This window comes from Rhizobium sp. AN68, from assembly GCF_030758035.1.
GTDB classification, from domain to species: Bacteria; Pseudomonadota; Alphaproteobacteria; order Rhizobiales; family Rhizobiaceae; genus Agrobacterium; species Agrobacterium tumefaciens.
Genome location: NZ_JARWMI010000002.1, coordinates 915,125 through 937,113 on the forward strand (window position 1 = coordinate 915,125; position 21,989 = coordinate 937,113).

Here is a 21,989-nt window from a genome sequence, read left to right on the forward strand (position 1 = left end):
GCAGCAAACCCAACGGAGGAAACACATGGTCAGCCTGACTGAAGCAAGAGAAAACCCTGCCCGCCAGCTCTGGGATGAGGTCAATTCGGTCCATGCCGGCATGCTTGGCCTCGAGGGCCTGCACAATCATATGCAGCCGATGGCACCGCACGCCGACCCCAAGACCAACACGATCTGGTTTTTCTCCAAGAAAGACACCGATCTCGTCAAAACGCTGAAGCCGGGTTCGCGGGCTCATTTTTGTGTCGTCGGCAAGGACCATGATTATCACGCCTGCCTCTCGGGTGTGCTCGAGGCGCGCGACGACAGGACAAAGATCGAAGAATACTGGAACTCTGTCACCGCAGCATGGTACGAGCACGGTAAGAGCGATCCGCAACTGACGATGCTGGCGCTGCATGTTGACGATGCGGAAATCTGGGCCTCGACTGACAGCACGCTAAAATTCGGCTGGGAAATCGCCAAGGCCAATATGTCCGACGATAAAATGCCTGATGTCGGCGTTCGCCAGCACCTCGCCTTCGCCTGAGATACCGACTCCCCCGACTTTCCTCGCCGGTCGCTTTACTACATGCCTTTAGGCACCAGTATCTGCGGCTGGCGGGGAAGGTTTCTCATTGAGACCCGGATGATCGCATCTTTTGCGTAGGCAATCTGGAAGCTTTCCCCAAACATCGTCAGAAACTGCTCCAACGGAGGCCCAGTGCGGTGCATGGGCAAGATCAGTGCGGAGCGCAGGCGCTTGACCACGCGGCTCATGCTGTCGGCCCCCATCGTCAAACCACCATCCACTGGAACCATCAGCACATCCAGACGACCGATTTCGGCATAATGCTTGTCCGTCAGTTCGTGATGCAGATGGCCGAGATGGCCGATACACAGCCCCGCAACCTCGAAGATGAAAATGGAATTGCCGTTTTCCTGAAAGGATTCGTAATCGCCCCAGCGGTTGCGAATGTCAGTCGCGACGTTGCGGATATAGACATCACCGACCAGAAGCTTGTGCTCGGCCTTGTCTCCGGGCGTATCGCTCCAACCGTGCAGCACATGCTGAATGGCCGGATCCGGACTGAGAGTGAAATGCGTCATATGCGCCCGGTTCATCGTCACCACTGTCGGCGTGACCGGTGGGCGATAGACACCATTATAATCTGTGGCGATCGTCACGCCGCCAGGACTTTCGATGAGATAGGTGGAATGGCCGATGAAGCTGATCTTCACCTCTTCCTTAGCCGTGGCCTGCGCCAGCTGGGCACCTGCCGGTTTGAAGCTGGCGAACATGACGCCGGGAATGTTGCGGGCGATTGCCTGGCACTGGCTAACGGGAGGGCGGCTTCCAGCCTGGGAAAAGGCCGCTCCCGCGCACGCAACCAGTCCGGCCATTGCAAGCATTAGCACGCGCAGCATCATGCCACTCCCTCGAACTTGCGAAGAAAGGAAGATGAGGCAGGTTTTGCAGGGCGTCCAGCGCCAACAGCGGCGGAACGCTCACGATCTCGTCATTGTGAACGGGTGATGAGCGCTAGAAGCCGAAAGCTCACGCCCAGAAGGACGGGAGGGTTTCGGAGAGCCTCGGGCCAATTCGCAGCGGTGCGATCTTTTCCGCAAGGCCGGTCCGGTCGGAAATCTCGACGCCGACGCCGCAGATCGTCGCAGGTCCACTGGCGGCTTCGAAACGGCCCTTCGGCATTTTGGAAATGAAGCGGTTGATCGGCTCTTCCTTTTCCATGCCAAGCGAGCTGTCGTAGTCACCGCACATGCCGGCGTCCGACATATAGGCCGTGCCACCGTTCAAGATCTGGGCGTCAGCAGTCGGAACATGGGTGTGGGTGCCGACAACGAAGCTTGCACGTCCATCAACGAAATGACCGAAACACTGTTTTTCGCTCGTCGCTTCCGCGTGGAAATCGAAGATGATGGCGTCGGCCTGCTCCTTCAGCGGGCAAGCAGCGAGAATGTTCTCCGCCGATTTGAAGGGATCGTCCAGTTCCGGATGCATGAAGACCCGGCCCATGATGTTGGCGACAAGCACACGCGCGCCGTTGCGGGCGTAAAAAATGCCCGAGCCCTTGCCCGGCGTACCATCGGGATAATTGGCTGGCCGCAGGAACTGGTCATGGCGCTCGCAGAAGGAAACGGCCTCCTTCTGGTCCCAGACATGGTTGCCGGTCGTCACCACATCCGCACCGGCATTGATGGTTTCGAGATAGATATCCTCGGTGATGCCGAAACCACCGGCGGCGTTTTCGCCATTAACGATGACGAAATCGAGCTTCAGATCGGAAATAAGCCCGGGCAACCTGTCCCAGACAGCCGTGCGTCCGGTCTTGCCAACCATATCTCCGAGAAAAAGAAGCCTCATTCACCCGCCCCGATCTTGCGCATGTTCCTAAATTCCGTCCCCTCTAACGGGTAATCCATCTTTTAAAAAGTGCTAAAGCGCCTTTTTCCCATCGGTCATCAACGGCTAAGCCGAAAACCAGCGCAGGCCACTCTCCGTCAGAACCGCCTGAAGCGGCACGTCATGCGGCTCCGCCGGCACGGATGGCACTTCCTGACAATCAAATGCGACGCCGATGAGAACGGGCGCTCGGCCTTTGCCGTGCAATCTCGCAATAGCGCGATCATAATGACCCGCGCCATAACCGATACGCTGACCCTGCCCGTCAAAGACGGAAAGCGGGACGAGCAGAATATCCGGATCGAGAACTTCTGCGTCCTCTGCCGGACCGGTCGTGCCGAAGCCCGTCTTCACCAGCGGTGCATCCGCATCAAAGGCGCGGAAAACGATGGTCTCCCGGTTCAGCACAACGGGAAGGGCGAGGCGCCCGCCTCTTGTCCGCAGTGCCTCCATCAGCGGCCGAATATCGGCCTCTGAACGGATGGGCATGAAACCGGAAATAACGGCACCTGGCGAGAACGGAATGGCAGATGCACCATATGCCGTCATCGCCTCGCTTTTTTGCTGACGCTCGGCTTGTTGCAACGCATCACGCGCGGCAAGCCTTTCGCCGCGCAGCCTTGCTTTTTCGGCGATGTCGCCAGACATCAGGCAGCCCGGCTCACGAGCACCTTGTCGATACGGTGTCCATCAAGGTCTATGACCTCAAAACGCCAGCCGTTGCGGGTGATGTGTTCGCCCAGTTCCGGCAGGCGACGGAACTCGTCAAGCACCAGACCGGCAACGGTCTCGAACTCGGCGTCTTCGTCGATCTGGAAGCCCATGCGGTAAGCGAACTCATCGGCGGGCATCCAGCCGGCAACGAGGAACGAACCGTCCTCGCGCTCGACGATCGCCGGCTCCTCGTCATTGTCTTCCTGGAAGGCACCTGTGATTGCTTCCAGAACGTCGCCAGAGCTGACGATACCTTCGAAATGGCCGTATTCGTCATAGACCAGCACCATATGCACGGTGGAGCGGCGCAATGACTGGATGACATCGACAGCACTCGTCAGATCCGAGACGACGGGAACTTCGCGCAGAAGCTCGCGCACGTTCAGCTCCTTGCCGGATGCCAGCGCATCGAAAGCGTCCTTGGCGAAAAGCACGCCCAGAATTTCATCGGAGGCGCCGTTGCGCACGGGCAGGCGGGAACGCTGCGTTTCCCGAAGCTGAACACGGATTTCTTCCGCACTGTCTTCAATATCGACGACTTCCACGTCGCGGCGCGGCGTCATCAGGCCACGGGCATTACGGTCGGCAAGGCGCATGACGCTGGTGATCATCGCCGATTCCTCGGTTTCGATGACGCCGGCGCTATGAGCTTCCGCCAGAACCGTGCGGATTTCGTCATCCGTGACCGATGCATTGGACGTGCCGCTATGGCCGAGAAGCGCAAGGATGGCTTTACCGGATTTGTCGAGAAACCAGACCAGTGGCGCGCCGACCTTGGAGAGCATCACCATAGTGGGTGCAACACGGGCAGCGATCTTTTCCGGATCGCGCAGCGCAATCTGCTTCGGCACCAGTTCGCCTACGATCAGCGACAGATAGGTGATGGCGACGACCACGGAGCCCACGCCCAACGCATCGGCAACCCGATCGGGGACGCCCTGCACCGACAGCCATGCCGTGAACCGTGCGCCGAGGGTGGCACCGGAAAACGCACCGGAGAGAACGCCGACCAGAGTGATGCCGATCTGCACCGTGGAAAGAAAGCGTCCGGGATTTTCGGAAAGACCGAGCGCCATCGTGGCGCCCTTGCTGCCGTGCGCGGCAAGCACTTTGAGCCTCGCCGGTCTGGAGGAGACAACGGCAAGCTCGGACATGGCAAGCACACCGTTCAATACGGTGAGCAGGACCACGATCATAATTTCAGTAAACAAGTTTAGCTCTTTGGGCTGTTGAACGGCACGTCGCGGTTTTGGCCGCAGCGCCCTCTTTCAAAAAAAAGGGCATGACAGACATACCAATTGAGATAATAGGGAATTGTTCCGCCATTGCAATGACAGCAGCATAAAAAAGCCGTCTCCGGCAGCAATGAAAAATAACTGTCGACACTATGAGAGTCAGAAGAAGAATCGGGGAGTGACCCGAAACTTCAAGTGCGATCCACGGCGACCGATGGAGATTTACGATCCTGGGTGCCTACAAATGTAGGTGGGCGCCATGTGTCCAGCCCCACGGGACTGGCCAGGGACAGCTCCCTTTGGATCGAGTATGGCCCCAGGGATTGTGGTTCCTGTCGGGAAGCGCAGAACGCCTCTTAGATATAGGACGTATCCAACCAAACCACCAGAGGGCCAAGAACGAATTTTGTTGCTGGAAAGCTTTGCCGGCGATCAATGCGCCGCAGGCTTTGGCCGCGCCAGGAGTTTTTCGGTAATACCGTTCAGACGGTCGGCCAGATCGCTGATGGCAACGGCAACCATCTCGTCCGATCTTGCCTTGTGTTCGGCCATACCGTCGCGGTTGCGAGAAAGGGACGCTATTTCCCCCTCAAGCTTTTCGATCTTGCGGTTGAGCTCGGAAAGTTCGTCCATCACCATGATACCCGACATGACGGTCAAGCGCAGATCACCGATTTCGCCGAACTGGCTCTTTAGATGCCCCACATAACGGTCAAAACGGGTAGCGAGATCGGTCAGGTGCTCTTCCTGCCCTGCCTCGCAAGCCATGCGGTAGGCCTTGCCGTCGATCATAACAGTAACTTGCGCCATGAAACCGCTCCCTATCGATCCAGCACCGCGCGAATCGTCTCCATCGCCGTCACCAGACGACGGGAAACCTCGCGGTTGACTTCTTCGAGACGATTGGCGCGAAACTCGGCCTGGTCCAGCTCGTGCGCGAGCCTTGCGCGATCGACATGGACCCGCTTGACCTCGTTATCGATTTCGCCCGTCTCCCTTTGCCGTTCGATACGCATATCGATGGCATTTTCGAGATTTGTGATGGCAGCGCTCAGCTCCGTCACCGCAGATTGTACGGTCTTCTCAGCCGACATCGTTTTTTCCAACTCGCAAGTAACCGGCCGAATCGTCCGGTTTCAGGCCTTTTCAACATCCAAGAGGTTATTACCCGATTTATCATCACGTCAATCAAACCAGTGCATTGAGGCGTTTTGCTCTGTGGATGAACGAGGAAACGGCGACACATATCGCACGATTTTTCTCGAGACACCCGTTTTGCTAAACGATTTTTATCCTTGAGAGAACCGCAATTGCCCGTGGATTTATTGACTTGCCTGCCTCACCTGCTATGGATCAACCCGCTTTTTGGATAGTTGCGTAAAACTATCTCCCTTCACCCGGAAACAGACGGAAAAGCCATGATTTCTCGCGACAAACACGACCGGATGGCCAATGCAATCCGCTTTCTTGCCATGGATGCAGTAGAGAAGGCCAACTCCGGCCATCCCGGCCTGCCGATGGGCGCAGCTGATGTCGCCACTGTTCTTTTTACCCGCTTTTTGAAGTTCGATCCCAAGAGCTCGCTGTGGCCGGATCGTGACCGCTTCGTGCTGTCTGCGGGCCATGGTTCGATGTTGCTTTACTCGCTGCTCTATTTGACGGGCTACGAGGACATGACGATCGACGAGATCAAGCGTTTCCGTCAGTTCGGCTCCAAGACTGCCGGCCATCCCGAATATGGCCACGCGACCGGCATCGAAACGACGACCGGCCCGCTCGGCCAAGGCATCGCCAACGCCGTTGGCATGGCAATCGCCGAACGCAAGCTGGAAGAAGAATTCGGCTCCGATCTGCAGAACCACTTCACATATGTGCTGTGTGGCGACGGCTGCCTCATGGAAGGCATCAGCCATGAAGCCATCGCGCTCGCCGGCCACCTGAAGCTCAACAAGCTCGTTCTCTTCTGGGATGACAACAACATCACCATCGACGGTGAAGTTGGCCTTTCCGACAGCACCGACCAGATCGCCCGCTTCCAGGCTGTTCACTGGAACACCATACGCGTCGACGGCCATGATCCGGATGCGATTGCCGCCGCGATCGAAGCTGCACATAAATCCGACCGCCCGACCTTCATCGCCTGCAAGACCGTGATCGGTTTCGGCGCACCAAACAAGCAGGGCACCCACAAGGTTCACGGCAACCCGCTGGGCGCCGAAGAAATCGCCGCCGCCCGCAAGAGCCTCAACTGGGAAGCCGAAGCTTTCGTCATTCCGGAAGACGTGCTGGATGCATGGCGTCTCGCCGGCCTGCGCTCCACCAAGACCCGTCAGGACTGGGAAGCCCGTCTCGAAGCCACCGAAGCCGGCAAGAAGGCCGAATTCAAGCGCCGCTTCGCCGGCGATCTGCCCGGCAACTTCGACAGCGCGATCGATGCCTTCAAGAAGAAGATCATCGAGAATAACCCGACCGTCGCCACCCGCAAGGCGTCCGAAGATGCGCTCGAAGTCATCAACGGCATCCTGCCGGAAATGATCGGCGGCTCGGCCGACCTGACGCCGTCCAACAACACCAAGACCAGCCAGATGAAGTCCATCACGCCGACGGACTTCTCCGGCCGGTACCTGCATTACGGCATCCGCGAACACGGCATGGCAGCAGCGATGAACGGTATCGCACTGCATGGCGGTCTCATTCCCTATGCCGGCGGCTTCCTGATCTTCTCGGACTATTGCCGTCCGTCGATCCGTCTGGCTGCCCTGATGGGCATCCGCGTCGTCCACGTTCTGACGCATGATTCCATCGGCGTCGGCGAAGACGGCCCGACTCACCAGCCGGTGGAGCAGATCGCCGCGCTGCGCGCCATCCCGAACCTGCTCGTCTTCCGCCCGGCGGATGAAACCGAGACGGCGGAATGCTGGCAGCTGGCGCTTGAGCAGAAGCATCGTCCTTCGGCGCTAGCGCTCACCCGCCAGAACCTTGCGCCTTCGCGCAAGGAATACGAAGAAAAGAACCTTTCCGCTTACGGCGCCTACGAACTCGTATCCGCAAGCGATGCCAAGGTTTCGATCTTTGCATCCGGCTCGGAAGTGGAAGTAGCGCTCAAGGCCGCAGCGACGCTGAAGGACAAGGGCGTTTCCGCCCGCGTCGTTTCCGTTCCCTGCTTCGAGCTCTTCAAGGAGCAGCCGGAAACCTACCGCAACGCCATCATCGGCAAGGCTCCGGTCAAAATTGCGGTGGAAGCCGCCATTCGCCAGGGCTGGGATTACTTCATCGGCTCCGACGGCGCTTTCGTCGGCATGCATTCCTTTGGTGCGTCCGCGCCGGCGAAGGATCTCTTCAAGCACTTCGGCATTACGGCGGAAGCTGTCGTCGCCGCAGTCGAGGCAAAACTTGCATGAGGGCTTCCCAAGCCCTCACATTCCGCAAAGACCAAGCACATATCTTGTTCGGGAGACTATAAATGACTGTAAAAGTTGCCATTAACGGCTTTGGCCGCATCGGCCGCAATGTTCTGCGTGCCATCGTCGAATCCGGCCGCACCGATATCGAAGTCGTTGCCATCAACGACCTCGGCCCGGTTGAAACCAACGCCCACCTGCTGCGCTACGATTCGATCCACGGCAAGTTCCCGGCAGATGTGAAGGTCGAAGGCGACACGATCATCGTTGGCGGCGGCAAGCCGATCAAGGTTACGGCCGTTCGCGATCCGGCAACGCTGCCGCACAAGGAACTGGGTGTCGACATCGCGCTCGAGTGCACCGGCATCTTCACCGCCCGCGACAAGGCCGCTGCCCACCTGACGGCTGGCGCGAAGCGCGTCATCGTTTCCGCTCCTGCTGACGGCGCTGACCTCACGGTCGTCTTCGGCGTCAACGACGATCAGCTGACGAAAGACCATCTAGTCATTTCCAACGCGTCCTGCACCACTAACTGCCTCGTGCCAGTTGTGAAGGTTCTCGATGACGTCGTTGGCATCGATCACGGCTTCATGACGACGATCCACTCCTACACGGGCGACCAGCCGACGCTGGACACCATGCACAAGGATCTGTACCGCGCCCGCGCCGCAGCCCTTTCCATGATCCCGACCTCGACGGGTGCAGCCAAGGCCGTTGGCCTCGTTCTGCCGCACCTCAAGGGCAAGCTGGACGGCACGTCGATCCGCGTTCCGACCCCGAACGTTTCGGTCGTCGATTTCAAGTTCATCGCCAAGCGCGACACGACGGTTGAGGAAGTCAACGAAGCAATCAAGTCCGCTTCCAACGGCAAGCTGAAGGGCATTCTCGGCTACACCGAAGAGCCTTTGGTCTCCCGCGACTTCAACCACGACAGCCACTCCTCGATCTTCGCGATCGATCAGACCAAGGTCATGGAAGGCAAGTTCGTGCGCGTTCTTTCCTGGTACGACAACGAGTGGGGCTTCTCCAACCGCATGTCGGATACGGCCGTCGCATTTGCGAAGACCATCTGAACAGGCACCACGGTTCGCGAATTAAGAAAAACCGGCAGGCGCAATCCTGCCGGTTTTTCTTTGCCAAAAAATTGCCGGCGGGACGAGGGACCCGCCGGCATCGATCCTGAAGCAAGGCGGGGCGCTTCGGATCGAAGACCATCGCCCGGCAAGAGGCGCATGAGACCAAACCGACCAAGTCTGATGAACTGCACAACCCGTTATTTCTTGTTGTTGATGATAATCTGATCCGAACTGCTACCGCTCCAGATCGTATCGAAAGTCTGTTGCCTCAAATCGCTTTGCTGCATGGAAAGCTTCATCATGCAGTCAGCGAAATCACGCGAACCTTCAGGGTAACCAAACACCCGGCAACGCTCGCGTTGGGCGGCCATGTTTTCAGCCGTCTGTTCCGTGCTGGAACAGCCCGAAACAATTGGGCCGACCGCCAGCAAGGCAATAAATATAGTAATGGATTTCCGTTTCATCCGATCGCTCCGGTCATGGTGAAAGCAACTCGGACGCGACAACTAACGTAGCTGCATTGTCTCTATGTTACGTCGAATCGCCGGCACGCGAATTGTTTGCGCGAAACATCCACAGCGCTATACGCCATGAACGTTTCGCCCGGGCGCCGAAAAAAATCCCATTTCCTGCCTTCGTCTGGTCCACTTTGAAACGGACAAGAAGAACAGGGACAACGGTCGTGCGCAATGCACTTCGGCCCTGCCGTATCATTCGATACACCCCGCCTTGCGTCGCCTTTCATCGCCACCCACAACAGCGCTGACAGACCGCAACCCGTGGCGCATTGACTGCAAACGTGCAGGGCATTGATTGCGACGGCCAGCGCGGTTTGAAAGAGGCGGTGGACGTGGAATCATTTTATCTTCTGTTGCTGGTGGCAACTGTTCTGGTTCTCGTCGCAGCGTTCTCAAGCCTCATCGCCTTCCGGTTCGGCGCACCGCTCCTGCTGCTCTTCCTGATGATTGGCCTTGCGGCAGGCGTGGATGGCCTCGGTATCCAGTTCACCAACAATCCGCTCGCCTATATGCTCGGCTCGCTCGTTCTCGCCGTAATCCTTTTCGATTCCGGTTTCGGTACGTCGATACAATCCTTCCGGCTTTCGGCAGCCCCCGCCGTCGCCCTCGCCACCGTCGGCGTCATCCTCACATCCGTGTTTTTCGCAGGCGCTGCCGCCCTGTTGCTCGGACTGTCGTGGCTGGAAGGCCTGCTGCTCGGCGCCATCGTCGCCTCTACGGATGCGGCAGCCGTATTCTTTCTCTTGCGCATCGGCGGCATTCATATCCGCGATCAGGTCCGCTCAACGCTTGAGGTCGAATCCGGCACCAATGATCCCATGGCGATTTTCCTCACCGTCGCGCTGGTCGAGATCATCGCCAAGGGACAGGGACTGGCCGGCATCGACACCGGCTTCCTGCTGCTGTTCGTCGAGGAAATGGGTCTCGGTGTTATTTTCGGCCTGCTCGGCGGCGTCATGATCGCAACAGTCGTCAACCGTTTCGCTGCCGACCGCGGGCTGGCGCCGATCTTCGTGCTGGCTCTTGCCCTGCTGGTCTTCTCCTTCACCGGCGCTGTTGGCGGCAGTGGATTTCTTGCGGTCTATGTGGCGGGCATCGTTGCCGGCAACCGCCGGATTTTTGCCAAGGAGACCATCCGCCGTTTCCATGAAGGGCTGACCTGGCTTGCCCAGATCATCATGTTCCTGATGCTCGGCCTTCTGGCAACGCCATCGCAATTTCCAGCGATTGCTATTCCGGCCGTGCTGCTTGCGCTTTTCCTGATCTTTGTCGCCCGCCCGCTTGCGGTGTGGCTCAGCCTCATGCCCTTCAACTATACCCAGCAGGAAACCTCCTTCGTGGCATGGGTGGGCCTTCGTGGAGCGGTTTCCATCCTGCTTGCCATCATGCCCATTCTTGGCGGCCTGGACGATGCGCAAATCTATTTCAATGCCGCCTTCATCATCGTGCTCGTGTCGCTTCTGCTGCAAGGCTGGACCATCAAGCCGGTGGCAACACGGCTCGGACTGATCGTGCCGCCGCGCATGGGTGATGTCGACAAACTGGAAGTGGACCTTCCCGGCACTGCCAATCACGAACTGATTTCATACCGCGTGGCCAAAGGCAGCGCCATCATGCAGGGCGAGCGTATTCCCCGCTGGGCAATGCCCTCGCTCGTCGTGCGCGACGGCAAATCCATTCGCTACCAATATGCCGGGCGCCTGCGCGAAAATGATCTCGTCTATCTTTTCATCGCGCCCGGTTATACGCGGCTGATCGACCGGCTGTTTGCAAGCGCCCTGCCGGTTGCGGATGACGACGCCGATTTCTTCGGGATCTTTGCAATCTCTCCCGCGCGTCCGGCCACGGAGCTTGACGCCGCCTACGGCCCCGGCCTTATTTCGGCAAACGAGCATGCCATGAGCATCGCGGAACTGATCGAGGCGCGCCTTTCCGGCAAGGCAGATTATGCCGACCGGGTGCGCCTCGGTTCTATTGTTCTCATCGTTCGGGCGCTGGACGAACATGAGGCGATTACCGGGATCGGAATTTCGCTTGAGCCGGTCGAACCGGCTATCGGCCTGCCGATCTTTATCAGCTTTTCGGAAATTCTCCGCCGCGTGCGCACTTATCTGGCGCAGCGGCGCCAGTCGGGCTCCACCGCTGCCGGCAAGGGCATTTCCGCGCCTTCAGACGAGGCAAGAGAAAATGAGGCCTGACCGGCTTGCGTCGGCAATCAGGCATAGTATGGTCCGTCCCGAACTCGCAACGAAATCAGGATCGACCTATGCCCGCCTTCAAGACCATCGATGACCTTAACGATATTGCCGGAAAGCGCGTCCTTGTCCGTGTTGATCTCAACGTGCCGGTTGCGGATGGCAAAGTGACGGACAGCACCCGTATCGAGCGGGTTGCACCGACCATTCTGGAGCTTTCCGAAAAAGGCGCAAAAGTCATTCTGCTCGCCCATTTCGGTCGCCCCAAGGGTGAACCGGTCGCCGACATGTCGCTCTCCCAGATCGTGCCTGCGGTCGAGGAAGTGCTGGATCACGCCGTTTTCTTTGCATCCGATTGCATCGGTGCGCCGGCAGCCGACGCAGTCGCGAAAATGAATGATGGCGATATCCTGCTTCTGGAAAACACCCGCTTTCACAAGGGCGAAGAGAAGAATGACACCGCCTTCGTCGAGGCTCTGGCAGCCAATGGCGATATCTATGTGAACGACGCCTTCTCTGCCGCGCACCGTGCGCACGCCTCCACCGAGGGCTTGGCGCGTCATCTGCCCGCCTATGCCGGTCGCACCATGCAGGCCGAGCTGGAGGCGCTGGAAAAAGGCCTTGGCCAGCCTGTTCGCCCGGTCGTCGCCATTGTCGGCGGCGCCAAGGTTTCCAGCAAGATCGATCTCCTGATGAATCTCGTCAAGAAGGTCGATGCCCTCGTCATCGGCGGCGGCATGGCCAATACCTTCCTTGCCGCGCGTGGCGCACAAGTCGGTAAGTCCCTCTGCGAGCACGACCTTGCCGAAACCGCAAAACAGATCATGATCGAGGCGGCGACATCCGGCTGTGCGATCGTACTGCCGGAAGACGGCGTGGTTGCCCGCGAATTCAAGGCCGGTGCGGCAAATGAAATCGTCGATATCAACGCCATTCCCGCTGACGCCATGGTTCTCGATGTCGGCCCAAAATCGGTCGAAAGCATCAAAGCCTGGATTTCGCGCGCGGAAACGCTGGTCTGGAACGGCCCACTTGGCGCCTTCGAAATCGAGCCTTTCGATGCGGCAACCGTTGCTGCCGCAAAACATGCCGCCGAATGCACGAAGGCCGGCAAGCTCGTCTCCGTCGCCGGTGGCGGCGATACGGTCGCGGCACTCAACCATGCCGGAGTCTCGGACGATTTCACCTATATCTCGACGGCAGGCGGCGCCTTCCTAGAATGGATGGAAGGCAAGGAATTGCCGGGCGTTGCCATCCTGACCGCCGCCAAGTAGACTTCCCACACTTGCCTGACACGAGGCCGGACAAGCGTTGCTTGGCCGGCCTTGTTTTTTGGTAAGTGCGCATGGGAGGAAAGTTTCAAACGATTGAAATGATTTCAATCGTTTCAATGAGTTAGCATGCCATTTCCCTGCCCTGGAACTTCTGTTATCGGGAATTTATTGTGCCTTGGGAGAATAGCAAATGACCGAACGTCTCGAAGACATCGCAATCAAAATGGTTGCAGACGGCAAGGGCCTGCTCGCCGCCGACGAATCCACAGGAACGATCAAGAAGCGTTTCGACAGCATCAACCTGGAATCAACCGAGACCGCCCGCCGCGATTATCGCGAAATGCTGTTCCGCTCCGACGACGCCATGAAGAAGTGCATCTCCGGCGTCATCCTTTACGAAGAAACCTTGTTCCAGAAGGCCGCAGACGGTACGCCATTCGTGGACATCATCAAGGCCGCCGGCAGCCTGCCGGGCATCAAGGTGGATATCGGCGCCAAGCCGATGGCTTTCCACCCGGGTGAATTCATCACCGAAGGCCTTGACGGCCTGTATGAGCGCCTGCGCAAGTACCATGAAGCCGGCGCGCGTTTCGCCAAGTGGCGCGGCGTCATCACCATCGGTGATCAGCGTCCGAGCTGGGGTTCGATCAAGGCAAACTCCCAATCGCTCGCCCGTTACGCTGCCCTCTGCCAGCAGGCAGACATCGTGCCGATCGTGGAACCGGAAGTGCTGATGGACGGCGAACCCGGTACGCACGATATCGATCGCTGTGCGGAAGTCACGCAATGGGTTCTCCAGACCGTGTTCGCGGATCTGTTCGACGCCCGCGTCAACCTTGAAGGCATGATCCTCAAGCCGAACATGATCATCGACGGCAAGAATGCCCGCAAGGCTTCCGTTGATGAAGTGGCGGAAAAGACCGTGAAGGTTCTGAAGGCGACCGTGCCTTCTGCCGTTCCCGGCATCGCTTTCCTTTCCGGCGGCCAGTCCTCCGAAGAGGCGACGGCGCATCTCTCCGCCATGAATGCCGGTTACGACCTGCCCTGGTCGCTGACCTATTCGTACGGCCGCGCCCTTCAGGACACCGCACTCAAGGCTTGGGGCGGCAAGCAGGAAAATGTCGCCGCCGGCCAGCGTGCTTTCACACACCGCGCGATGATGAACACCCTGGCTGCCAAGGGCAACTGGAAGCAGGAACTCGAAAAGGCTGCCTGAGGCATAGCCCCAGGCATTTATAAAAAATTGAAGCCGCCCCTTGGGCGGCTTTTTCTTTATGGGCGCAAAAGCAGCGTCGCCGACCAGATGACGAAGGCGGCAACCGCTACCTTCCAGCAATCGCCTCTTTTCTTGAGGCCGGGCAGGCCCAAGGGGCGGATGATCTGCACAATCATCGCCAGCAGTAAAAAAAGGCCGATCGCCTTTGTCATTTATTGAGCCTTTTCTTTATTTCTGCATCGTCACAGGCTGGACATTTTTACCGTTCACCAGAAGAGTGCAACTCATTCGGGTAACCCCCGTCTTATGGCCTGCCGACCATACGTTCGAACGCATGAGAGTGTCTTCATGAGCAGAAATCTTCTACCCGTATTCGCTCTTTTATCCAGCACTCTGTTTCTTTTTCTCGGTAACGGCCTTCAGGGTCTCGTGCTACCCATGCGCGGTTCGGCGGAAGGCTATTCCAATGAAATTCTGGGCTTTCTCGGCACCTCCTGGGCGGCAGGCTTCGTCATTGGGTGTTTTGTGGCGCCCGCCATCGTGCGCCGTGCGGGGCATGTGCGGGCATTTGCTTCCTTCGTGGCGCTTGTCTGCCTGACCGTGCTGATGACCGGCCTCGTTATCGATGATGTCTGGTGGATTACGCTCCGCGCGCTTACAGGCTTCTGCACCGCCGGCACTTCCATGATCATCGAGAGCTGGCTGAACGAGCGCGCGACGAATGAGAGCCGCGGCATGATCTTTTCGCTCTATATCGCCATAACGCTGCTTGGCGTCGTGGCTGGGCAGATGATCGTGCCGATGGGCGATATCAGTAATAGCTCGCTGTTCATGATCTGCGGCATCATCTATTGCATCGCCATTCTGCCGGCCACGCTTTCTAAGGCTGCCAGTCCCCAGCCCTTGCAAAAGGTGAAGCTGGACTTACCCGCCCTCTATCGGAATTCGCCGGTCTCCTTCGTCGGTATCCTGATGATCGGCATCGCCAATGGTGCTTACGGTACGCTTGGCGCCGTTTTCGGCGCGCGGGCGGGCCTTGATCCGACCATGATCGCCATCATGGTTTCCGTCACGATTTTCGTCGGCGCACTCGCCCAGCTTCCTGCAGGCCGCCTTTCGGACCGGATTGACCGCCGTTATGTGCTTGCAGGACTGGCGGGGCTTGGCGCGGTTGCGGGCCTGGCCGTGGCGGCCGTGCAGCCGCATGATGTCTATGTGCTCATTCCGATGATCGCCATTTACGGCGCCGCCGCGAACGCGCTTTATCCCATCGCCGTAGCGCATGCCAACGACTTTGCGGCATCGGAAGACTTCGTCAAGGTTTCCGGTGGACTGCTACTGCTTTATGGCATCGGCACCATCATCGGCCCGACGCTCGGCGGCGCGGTCATGACCTATTCCGGCCCCTATGCGCTGTTCCTGGTGACAGCCGTCGCCCATGTGCTGATCACGGCCTATGCCATCATCAGAAGCCGTCAGCGCGCCACGCTTTCGAACGCCGAAAAGGACAATTTCTCGACGATGATGCCGACAACGCCCTCACCGCTCGTGACACCGGAAAGCATTGCGCTTGACCCGCGCGCGCCGCAATATCCCGAGGACGATGGCGACCATGTTGAAAAAGGAGCAGGCATATGAGCCTCTTGGACGATGACCGTCCGCAAAAACCGGTAGCGCATGAGATCGGCAGCGATCTCAGCCTTCTTTCGGTGGACGAGCTGAGCAACCGCATCGACATTCTTCAAACCGAAATCACCCGACTTGAAGAGGAGAGGAAAAGGAAGTCTGCCGGCCGGCTTGCGGCGGAGAACCTCTTCCGGTCCTGACAGGCGGCCTTCAGCAAAACCTCCGGCCAAGTCTTAACTCGATAAGCTGCTGCCACAAAGGCAAACGAGATTAACGATTCTGATGCAGTCTTTCGTTTACCATTAACCAAAAATTAAGCTTTCTGAGAGATTACTATACATGTCCAGTTCTTCTGGGCCTCAGGCATCTTCTCCATACGGCGAATTGGTCTGATTTTTCTCCCTGTTTTACCTTGAGAGCCGCTTTCGCGGCTCTTTTTTTACCGATCACCGGATTTCGTAAAACTGTGGGTATTAACCCTTCTTTAATAATTGCCTTGCGCATTTCAGGTAAAGATACCATCCTGAAAACACTAAAGGCCGGAACAAAATATTACCGGTCGTCGTTGCCTGACAGTGTGGTGCGTGAGCAGGGATTTAAAGAAAATGTCGGAACAGGTTTTAAATACCATTAGCTTTGCGGGTCGCGCGGCTGCTTCCAACCAGTTCAAGACCCTCTATACCGAAGGCATGACCTTGGTTGAGGAAACGGCGAGCTATCTTGATGGAGCCGGTCGTACCGCTTCAAAGGTTCTGCCGCGCATGGCGTCTGTCCTTTACGCGGCAGAATCGATGCGCCTCACCACCCGCCTGATGCAGATGGCGTCCTGGCTGCTTCTGCAGCGCGCCGTCAACAATGGCGAGATGACACGCGATCAGGTTCTCAGCGAAAAAAGCAAGGTGCGGCTCGACAGCTTCAACGTCGATCGCAACGCTCCAGGCTGGAACGACCTGCCTGAGTCCTTCCGTGACCTCATCGAGCGGTCGCTCCGCCTCCAGAACCGCGTTGCCCTTCTCGACCGTGAAATTTACCGCCCGTCCGAAGCCACCAAGGTACCTGACAACGAAAACAGCGTGCAGGCGCAGCTTAACCTTCTGCGCACGGCTTTCTCAATCAACTGAGAAAAGACGACCTTATCCGGACAATTTGAAAAGCAGGCTCATGGGCCTGCTTTTTTGTTTTGGCCTACAATGGGCTCGTTTCACCGGATCGACAGACAATAAAAAAGCCCGGTAAAACCGGGCTTTTTTAAATGATCCGTCCACAAGTGGATTAGAGGCCGAGGCCGCCGAAACGCTTGTTGAACTTGGAAACGCGACCGCCGCGGTCCATAAGCTGCTGGTTGCCGCCCGTCCATGCCGGATGGGACTTGGGGTCGATTTCAAGGTTCATGACTGCGCCTTCCGAACCCCAGGTCGAGCGGGTTTCGTATTCGGTGCCATCGGTCATGACGACCTTGATCGTGTGATAAGCGGGATGGATATCAGCCTTCATGACAATCTTCCTGGTTAAGTGACGTGCGGTCCATTTGCCGCAATTGCGTCAACTGAGCCATTTCAATAAATGAAGCCATAGTCCTGATGGGCTATGGCTTCCCAATTCGATGCGGAGCCTATACATGAAGGTCGCCCAGATAACAAGAGCCTGCTATCCCCTTGTGAAAGGAGATAGCCGCAGGGACTAGAATTTTACCGCGCGCCGGAAATTCACCCGCAAAAGGCCGAAAAACGGCACGGAACGAGGAGTGTAGCGGACGTGGCAGACATTGAAGAGCAGAAAGCGGCTAAACAGAGAAACCTGAAGCCGCTGCTTGGCCTGTTTCCCTATCTCAGGCGGTATCGCGGCCTGATGGCGGCGGCCCTGTTTGCGCTTGTGCTTTCTTCCGCCACGACACTTGCCTTGCCGCTTGCCGTTCGCCGTATCATCGATCACGGTTTCCAGACGCCGGACGGTGGCATGATCAACAGCTACTTCGCCGTGCTTCTGGCCATTGCCGTCCTTCTCGCTCTCGCCAGCGCCATGCGCTATTATTATGTCATGACCATCGGCGAAAGGGTCGTTGCCGATCTGCGCCGGGATGTCTTTGCTCATCTCACCACGCTGTCGCAGCAGTTTTTCGATGCCAACCGCTCGGGAGAGCTGACCTCTCGGTTGACCGCGGATACCGTACAGATTCGCTCGGCGTTCGGTTCGTCAGCTTCCGTTGCGCTGCGTAACATCATCATGTGTTGCGGCGCGGTGGCAATGATGATCTATACCAGCCCCGGCCTTTCCGGCCTCGCGCTCCTGGCCATCCCGTTCATCGTTTTTCCTTTGATTGCTTTCGGGCGCTCCGTTCGTGCCCGCTCCCGCAATACGCAGGACACATTGGCCAATTCCGCCGCCTATGCCTCGGAAACGATCGGGGCGAGCCGCACCGTGCAGTCCTTTAACGCCGAGGCGCTTGCAAATGCCCGCTACGGCGCCTCCGTAGAAGCAGCCTATCAGGGTGCACGCGCAGCGATAGGCGCCCGCTCCATTCTCACCGCCGTCGCCATCGCGCTCGTTTTCGGCAGCGTCGTCGGCATTCTCTGGTATGGTGCGCAAAGCGTTTTGTCCGGCGGCATGACGGCGGGTACGCTTGGCCAGTTCGTGCTTTATTCGGTCATCGCGGCAAGCGGCCTAGGCCAGCTCTCAGAAGTCTGGGGTGAACTGGCGCAGGCGGGCGGCGCGGCCGAACGGCTTTCCGAACTGCTGAACGAGCGCTCGCCCGTTGCCGAGCCGTCAGCACCCGTTTCGATGGTTCAGCCGCCGCGCGGCGAAGCGGCATTCGAGAATGTCGGTTTCATTTATCCACTCGCAACCGGTGGCCCGATCATCTCCGGGCTCTCCTTCAAGGTCAATGCCGGCGAAACCGTCGCCATCGTTGGCCCTTCCGGGGCGGGAAAAAGCACGGTCTTTTCGCTGCTGATGCGGTTCTACGATCCGCAGGAGGGCCGCATCACCATCGATGGCGTCGATATCCGCGATGTTAGCCTTGCCGATCTGCGCGCGCGACTGTCCATTGTTCCACAGGATGTGGCGATCTTTGCCTCCTCCATCCACGATAACATCGCATTCGGTCGGCCGGCTGCGACACGCGAAGAAGTGCGCACGGCCGCTATCGCCGCGCAGGCAGACAGCTTCATCGCCCGGCTGAACGATGGTTATGACACGCAGGTGGGCGAGCGCGGCGTAACGCTTTCCGGCGGTCAACGCCAGCGCATCGCCATTGCCCGCGCCATCCTGCGCAACGCCCCTATCCTGCTTCTTGACGAAGCGACCTCCGCACTGGATGCCGAAAGCGAAACGCTGGTGCAAAAGGCGCTCGATGAGCTGATGAAAACCCGCACCACCATCGTCATTGCCCATCGCCTCGCCACTGTGCTGAAGGCCGACCGCATTCTCGTGATGGATGAGGGCCGTATCATCGAGGAAGGCACGCACCAGAGCCTTATCCGCCAGAACGGCCTTTACGCGAGACTTGCCCGGCTGCAATTCCAGACAGGGCCGGACGAACTGCGCGCTCAAGCGTGAGCCCTGTGGGCTTAAGCCAGCACGCTACCCCCCGCAACACGGCCCGAAAACAGGCAACCGCCGAGGAATGTGCCCTCCAGCGCATTATATCCGTGCATGCCGCCGCCGCCGAAGCCTGCCACCTCTCCGGCAGCATAGAGGCCCGGAACAGGGTTGCCGGCCGCGTCCAGCACCCTCGCCTCTAGGTCCGTATGCAAACCGCCAAGCGTCTTGCGAGTCAACACATGCAGGCGCACCGCAATCAGCGGCCCTTTTGTCGGGTCTAGCAACCGATGTGGTTTTGCAGTGCGCATCAACCGATCACCAAGATAACACCGCGCTCCGTGGATCGCCGTAACCTGCGCATCCTTGCTGAAACCGTTTTCGATCTCCCGGTCTCTTGCCTCTATCTGATAGCGGATGTGGTCAATATTCAGCCGATTGTCCCCGTTTATGGTATTCATCGCCGCCACGAGTTCTTCCAGCGTATCACGGACGGCGAAATCCTCGCCGCGTTCCATGAAAGCCCGCACCGGCCCCGGTGGCTCCTTGCCCAACCGTTTGAGCAGTAGCCGCACATCCTTACCCGTCAGATCTGGATTTTGCTCCGAACCAGAAAGCGCAAATTCCTTCTTGATGATTGCCTTGGTCAGAATGAACCAGCTGTGACCGCTGCCGCGTTCGCCCAGCATCTTAAGCGTGCCGAGCGTATCGAAGCCCGGCATCGCGGGTGCTGCGAGCCGGTTTCCATCCGCATCGCACCAGAAAGACGAGGGGCCGGGCAAAATACGAATGCCATGGTCCGGCCAGATCGGATCGTGATTTTTCACGCCCTCGGTATAATGCCACATACGGTCGCGATTGATGACCGTTCCGCCCGCTGTTTCCGTAATGGCGATCATACGGCCATCCACATGCGCAGGCACGCCACAGACCATGGTCGCGGGGGCTTGCCCAGCCGCTCCAACGGCCAGTTGCGCCGCACCAGTTCCTGATTGCCGCCGATGCCACCGGAACTGACGATGACCGCCGAGGCCGAAAGGACAAAATCACCCTGCTCTTCCCGGCTGCTTGGTTGCCCGCGCAACACCGGATCCCTGGCAAGAACAACACCGGAAATGCCCGTCACCCTGCCGTCAGTGATATCCAGATGATCGACGCGGTGGCGGAACCGAAAGGTGAGCCGACCGCTTGCCGTCATGGTCTTTGCCTTTTCAACGAAAGGCGCCACCACACCGGGGCCAGTGCCCCAGGTGACATGGAAACGTGGAACGGAATTGCCGTGGCCATGAGCAAGGGCACCGCCACGCTCGGCCCAGCCGACCACGGGAAACCAGCGCATGCCCAGCCGATGCAGCCATTGACGTTTCTCGCCTGCGGCGAAATTGAGATAAGCCTCCGCCCAGCGGCGCGGCCAATGATCTTCCAGGCGATCAAAACCGGCGGAGCCGAACCAGTCCTGCCTTGCAAGATCGAGATTGTCGCGCACCCGCATTCGGCGCTGTTCGGGACTATCAACAAAAAACAGACCACCCAGCGACCAGAAGGCCTGCCCGCCAAGGTTCTGCTCCCCCTCCTGATCCACAAGGCAAACACTGAAACCGCGCTCAACAGCCTCTGTCGCTGCGACCAGACCGGCAAGCCCCGCGCCGACAACGATCACATCATATCGCTCCATCAGCTCCTCCCAGATGCGACAGAATTACGTTTACGCGAACGTAAATTCACTTTCAGCTCAAGGCAACCGCTATGATACGGCTTAAGGTGTCAGCGCTCGGTGAGCTTCAGTTCGATACGGCGGTTCTGCTGGCGTGCTTCCGGCGTGTCGCCTTCGGCAATCGGCTGATATTCACCGAAACCGGCAGCGACCAGCCGGTTGGCCGGAACACCCTTGGAGATCAGGAACTTCACCACGGAGGTTGCGCGTGCCGAGGAAAGTTCCCAATTGTCACGGAAGCGACCGGACCCGGAAAGCTGGACATTGTCCGTGTGGCCATCCACGCGCAGAACCCAGTTGATCTCGGTGGGGATTTCCTTGGCAAGATCGATCAGCGCGGCCGCCAGCTTCTCCATCTCCGCCTGCCCTTGCGGATTGAGGTCGTTACCACCGGATGGAAAGAGCACTTCGGACTGGAAGACAAAGCGGTCGCCGACGATGCGAATGTTTTCGCGATCCGAGAGGATTTCACGCAGACGCCCAAAAAAATCAGAACGATAGCGGTTGAGTTCCTGAACCCGCTGCGCCAGCGCAACATTGAGACGGCGGCCGAGATCGGCGATCTTGACTTGTGATGAGGTATCCTTGGCTTCCGACGCCTGCAGGGCGGCTTCCACCGATGCGATCTGCGCCCTGAGCGCCGCAATCTGCTGGTTGAGCAATTCAATCTGTGCGGAGGCGCGGGAATTGGCCTGTCTTTGGTCATCCAGCTCGCCGGTCAGGCTGCCAATCCGGGCATTGGCGCTTGCATTGTTGCCCGATCCCGCATCGAGAAGCGACTGCAGACGTGAGCGCTCGCTTTCAGATGCGGCAAGGGTTGATTGCAGGCTCGCCAGCGCGTCCTCGATATCCTGCTTGCTGCCCTTTTCCATGGCCAGAAGTTCGGTCAATTCGGCAATCTGGCTGTTGAGGCGGGTCAACACCTCGTCCTTGCCACTAATTTCCCGCGACAGAACAAATTGCGCCAGCACGAAGACCGTCAGCAGGAACATGATGGCCATGAGCAGCGTCGACAGCGCATCGACGAAACCCGGCCAATAATCCACACCCCTGTCGCGGCGGCGGTTGCGCGCAAGCGCCAT

At 58.5% G+C, this 21,989-nt stretch carries 20 protein-coding genes, 1 other RNA gene and 1 pseudogene; 10 read left to right on the forward strand and 12 right to left on the reverse strand.

The features are described from left to right. Window positions 1-25 precede the first annotated feature (25 nt). Window positions 26-529 (forward strand): pyridoxamine 5'-phosphate oxidase family protein, encoded by a 504-nt coding sequence (locus RBH71_RS07640; protein ID WP_003511401.1) that lies wholly within the window; start codon window positions 26-28, stop codon window positions 527-529. A 38-nt stretch (window positions 530-567) separates the two neighbouring features. Here RBH71_RS07640 and RBH71_RS07645 read toward each other — a convergent pair whose 3' ends face one another. The 7 genes from RBH71_RS07645 to RBH71_RS07675 form a co-directional block, all read right to left on the reverse strand. Next, window positions 568-1,410 carry an MBL fold metallo-hydrolase gene (locus RBH71_RS07645; RefSeq protein WP_035251509.1) on the reverse strand — a complete coding sequence of 281 codons (843 nt, stop codon included), beginning with the start codon at window positions 1,408-1,410 and terminating at the stop codon, window positions 568-570. A gap of 127 nt (window positions 1,411-1,537) precedes the next feature. Next, the gene (locus RBH71_RS07650) at window positions 1,538-2,362 is read right to left on the reverse strand and encodes a TIGR00282 family metallophosphoesterase (protein ID WP_003511403.1); all 825 of its coding nucleotides are present in this window, start codon (window positions 2,360-2,362) and stop codon (window positions 1,538-1,540) included. Between the two features lie 105 nt (window positions 2,363-2,467). Beyond that, complete coding sequence (locus RBH71_RS07655) at window positions 2,468-3,049, reverse strand: 5-formyltetrahydrofolate cyclo-ligase (protein WP_111803052.1); 582 nt, start codon at window positions 3,047-3,049, stop codon at window positions 2,468-2,470. Beyond that, entirely contained in the window at window positions 3,049-4,311 is a 1,263-nt protein-coding gene (locus tag RBH71_RS07660; RefSeq protein WP_003511405.1) for a hemolysin family protein, read from the reverse strand. Before RBH71_RS07660 ends, RBH71_RS07655 begins: the two co-directional genes overlap by 1 nt. A 234-nt stretch (window positions 4,312-4,545) precedes the next feature. Then, a non-coding RNA gene (gene ssrS / locus RBH71_RS07665) (6S RNA) lies at window positions 4,546-4,704 on the reverse strand. 78 nt (window positions 4,705-4,782) lie between these two features. Then, window positions 4,783-5,160 (reverse strand): cell division protein ZapA, encoded by a 378-nt coding sequence (locus tag RBH71_RS07670; RefSeq protein ID WP_003511406.1) that lies wholly within the window; start codon window positions 5,158-5,160, stop codon window positions 4,783-4,785. A gap of 11 nt (window positions 5,161-5,171) precedes the next feature. Continuing rightward, window positions 5,172-5,444, reverse strand: a complete 273-nt coding sequence (locus tag RBH71_RS07675; protein ID WP_003511407.1) for a DUF4164 domain-containing protein — start codon at window positions 5,442-5,444, stop codon at window positions 5,172-5,174. A gap of 324 nt (window positions 5,445-5,768) precedes the next feature. Between RBH71_RS07675 and tkt the strand changes: the two genes are divergently transcribed. Together tkt and gap are read left to right on the forward strand one after the other, a co-directional pair. After that, entirely contained in the window at window positions 5,769-7,751 is a 1,983-nt protein-coding gene (tkt, locus tag RBH71_RS07680; protein WP_003511408.1) for a transketolase, read from the forward strand. A 62-nt stretch (window positions 7,752-7,813) separates the two neighbouring features. Next, a complete protein-coding gene (gene gap, locus RBH71_RS07685) occupies window positions 7,814-8,824 on the forward strand; it encodes a type I glyceraldehyde-3-phosphate dehydrogenase (protein WP_003511409.1) in 1,011 nt (336 codons plus the stop codon). Window positions 8,825-9,024: 200 nt separating this feature from the next. Here the strand turns inward: gap and RBH71_RS07690 are convergent, their stop codons facing one another. Further along, window positions 9,025-9,291, reverse strand: a complete 267-nt coding sequence (locus RBH71_RS07690) for a hypothetical protein (RefSeq protein WP_003511410.1) — start codon at window positions 9,289-9,291, stop codon at window positions 9,025-9,027. 386 nt (window positions 9,292-9,677) lie between these two features. Between RBH71_RS07690 and RBH71_RS07695 the strand changes: the two genes are divergently transcribed. From RBH71_RS07695 to RBH71_RS07705, 3 genes are all read left to right on the forward strand, one after another. Next, the gene (locus tag RBH71_RS07695) at window positions 9,678-11,543 is read left to right on the forward strand and encodes a potassium/proton antiporter (protein ID WP_111803069.1); all 1,866 of its coding nucleotides are present in this window, start codon (window positions 9,678-9,680) and stop codon (window positions 11,541-11,543) included. Between the two features lie 68 nt (window positions 11,544-11,611). Continuing rightward, window positions 11,612-12,814, forward strand: a complete 1,203-nt coding sequence (locus RBH71_RS07700) for a phosphoglycerate kinase (RefSeq protein ID WP_003511413.1) — start codon at window positions 11,612-11,614, stop codon at window positions 12,812-12,814. A gap of 190 nt (window positions 12,815-13,004) precedes the next feature. Beyond that, entirely contained in the window at window positions 13,005-14,030 is a 1,026-nt protein-coding gene (locus RBH71_RS07705) for a class I fructose-bisphosphate aldolase (RefSeq protein WP_003511414.1), read from the forward strand. 56 nt (window positions 14,031-14,086) lie between these two features. Here RBH71_RS07705 and RBH71_RS07710 read toward each other — a convergent pair whose 3' ends face one another. After that, window positions 14,087-14,242 carry a hypothetical protein gene (locus tag RBH71_RS07710; protein WP_200951524.1) on the reverse strand — a complete coding sequence of 52 codons (156 nt, stop codon included), beginning with the start codon at window positions 14,240-14,242 and terminating at the stop codon, window positions 14,087-14,089. A gap of 136 nt (window positions 14,243-14,378) precedes the next feature. Between RBH71_RS07710 and RBH71_RS07715 the strand changes: the two genes are divergently transcribed. The 3 genes from RBH71_RS07715 (at window position 14,379) to RBH71_RS07725 (ending at window position 16,777) form a co-directional block, all read left to right on the forward strand. After that, entirely contained in the window at window positions 14,379-15,668 is a 1,290-nt protein-coding gene (locus RBH71_RS07715) for an MFS transporter (protein ID WP_323687235.1), read from the forward strand. Continuing rightward, the gene (locus RBH71_RS07720; protein ID WP_003511418.1) at window positions 15,665-15,856 is read left to right on the forward strand and encodes a DUF1192 domain-containing protein; all 192 of its coding nucleotides are present in this window, start codon (window positions 15,665-15,667) and stop codon (window positions 15,854-15,856) included. The genes RBH71_RS07715 and RBH71_RS07720 overlap by 4 nt, the downstream gene beginning before the upstream one ends. 405 nt (window positions 15,857-16,261) lie before the next feature. Beyond that, a complete protein-coding gene (locus RBH71_RS07725) occupies window positions 16,262-16,777 on the forward strand; it encodes a DUF1465 family protein (RefSeq protein WP_003511419.1) in 516 nt (171 codons plus the stop codon). A 151-nt stretch (window positions 16,778-16,928) separates the two neighbouring features. On the opposite strand, the gene rpmE is transcribed toward RBH71_RS07725, so the two are convergent. Continuing rightward, on the reverse strand, window positions 16,929-17,150 hold the full coding sequence (rpmE, locus tag RBH71_RS07730; protein WP_003506183.1) for a 50S ribosomal protein L31: 222 nt from the start codon (window positions 17,148-17,150) through the stop codon (window positions 16,929-16,931). Between the two features lie 261 nt (window positions 17,151-17,411). Here rpmE and RBH71_RS07735 point away from each other — a divergent pair, with 261 nt between their 5' ends. Continuing rightward, on the forward strand, window positions 17,412-19,211 hold the full coding sequence (locus RBH71_RS07735) for an ABC transporter transmembrane domain-containing protein (RefSeq protein ID WP_013761837.1): 1,800 nt from the start codon (window positions 17,412-17,414) through the stop codon (window positions 19,209-19,211). An 11-nt stretch (window positions 19,212-19,222) separates the two neighbouring features. Here the strand turns inward: RBH71_RS07735 and RBH71_RS07740 are convergent. Then, window positions 19,223-20,868, reverse strand: a pseudogene (locus RBH71_RS07740) (FAD-binding dehydrogenase). A gap of 89 nt (window positions 20,869-20,957) precedes the next feature. After that, on the reverse strand, window positions 20,958-21,989 hold the full coding sequence (locus RBH71_RS07745; RefSeq protein ID WP_003511422.1) for a peptidoglycan -binding protein: 1,032 nt from the start codon (window positions 21,987-21,989) through the stop codon (window positions 20,958-20,960).

What these genes read in the sequence shown, in the direction of transcription:
- RBH71_RS07670 (WP_003511406.1), bottom strand. Translation starts at nt 5,160, where the DNA reads ATGGCGCAAGTTACTGTTATGATCGACGGCAAGGCCTACCGCATGGCT.
- RBH71_RS07705 (WP_003511414.1), top strand. Translation starts at nt 13,005, where the DNA reads ATGACCGAACGTCTCGAAGACATCGCAATCAAAATGGTTGCAGACGGC.
- gap (WP_003511409.1), top strand. Translation starts at nt 7,814, where the DNA reads ATGACTGTAAAAGTTGCCATTAACGGCTTTGGCCGCATCGGCCGCAAT.
- tkt (WP_003511408.1), top strand. Translation starts at nt 5,769, where the DNA reads ATGATTTCTCGCGACAAACACGACCGGATGGCCAATGCAATCCGCTTT.
- RBH71_RS07720 (WP_003511418.1), top strand. Translation starts at nt 15,665, where the DNA reads ATGAGCCTCTTGGACGATGACCGTCCGCAAAAACCGGTAGCGCATGAG.
- RBH71_RS07645 (WP_035251509.1), bottom strand. Translation starts at nt 1,410, where the DNA reads ATGATGCTGCGCGTGCTAATGCTTGCAATGGCCGGACTGGTTGCGTGC.
- RBH71_RS07650 (WP_003511403.1), bottom strand. Translation starts at nt 2,362, where the DNA reads ATGAGGCTTCTTTTTCTCGGAGATATGGTTGGCAAGACCGGACGCACG.
- RBH71_RS07690 (WP_003511410.1), bottom strand. Translation starts at nt 9,291, where the DNA reads ATGAAACGGAAATCCATTACTATATTTATTGCCTTGCTGGCGGTCGGC.
- RBH71_RS07655 (WP_111803052.1), bottom strand. Translation starts at nt 3,049, where the DNA reads ATGTCTGGCGACATCGCCGAAAAAGCAAGGCTGCGCGGCGAAAGGCTT.
- RBH71_RS07725 (WP_003511419.1), top strand. Translation starts at nt 16,262, where the DNA reads ATGTCGGAACAGGTTTTAAATACCATTAGCTTTGCGGGTCGCGCGGCT.
- RBH71_RS07640 (WP_003511401.1), top strand. Translation starts at nt 26, where the DNA reads ATGGTCAGCCTGACTGAAGCAAGAGAAAACCCTGCCCGCCAGCTCTGG.
- RBH71_RS07675 (WP_003511407.1), bottom strand. Translation starts at nt 5,444, where the DNA reads ATGTCGGCTGAGAAGACCGTACAATCTGCGGTGACGGAGCTGAGCGCT.
- rpmE (WP_003506183.1), bottom strand. Translation starts at nt 17,150, where the DNA reads ATGAAGGCTGATATCCATCCCGCTTATCACACGATCAAGGTCGTCATG.
- RBH71_RS07660 (WP_003511405.1), bottom strand. Translation starts at nt 4,311, where the DNA reads ATGATCGTGGTCCTGCTCACCGTATTGAACGGTGTGCTTGCCATGTCC.
- RBH71_RS07700 (WP_003511413.1), top strand. Translation starts at nt 11,612, where the DNA reads ATGCCCGCCTTCAAGACCATCGATGACCTTAACGATATTGCCGGAAAG.
- RBH71_RS07715 (WP_323687235.1), top strand. Translation starts at nt 14,379, where the DNA reads ATGAGCAGAAATCTTCTACCCGTATTCGCTCTTTTATCCAGCACTCTG.
- RBH71_RS07745 (WP_003511422.1), bottom strand. Translation starts at nt 21,989, where the DNA reads ATGGCGCTTGCGCGCAACCGCCGCCGCGACAGGGGTGTGGATTATTGG.
- RBH71_RS07710 (WP_200951524.1), bottom strand. Translation starts at nt 14,242, where the DNA reads ATGACAAAGGCGATCGGCCTTTTTTTACTGCTGGCGATGATTGTGCAG.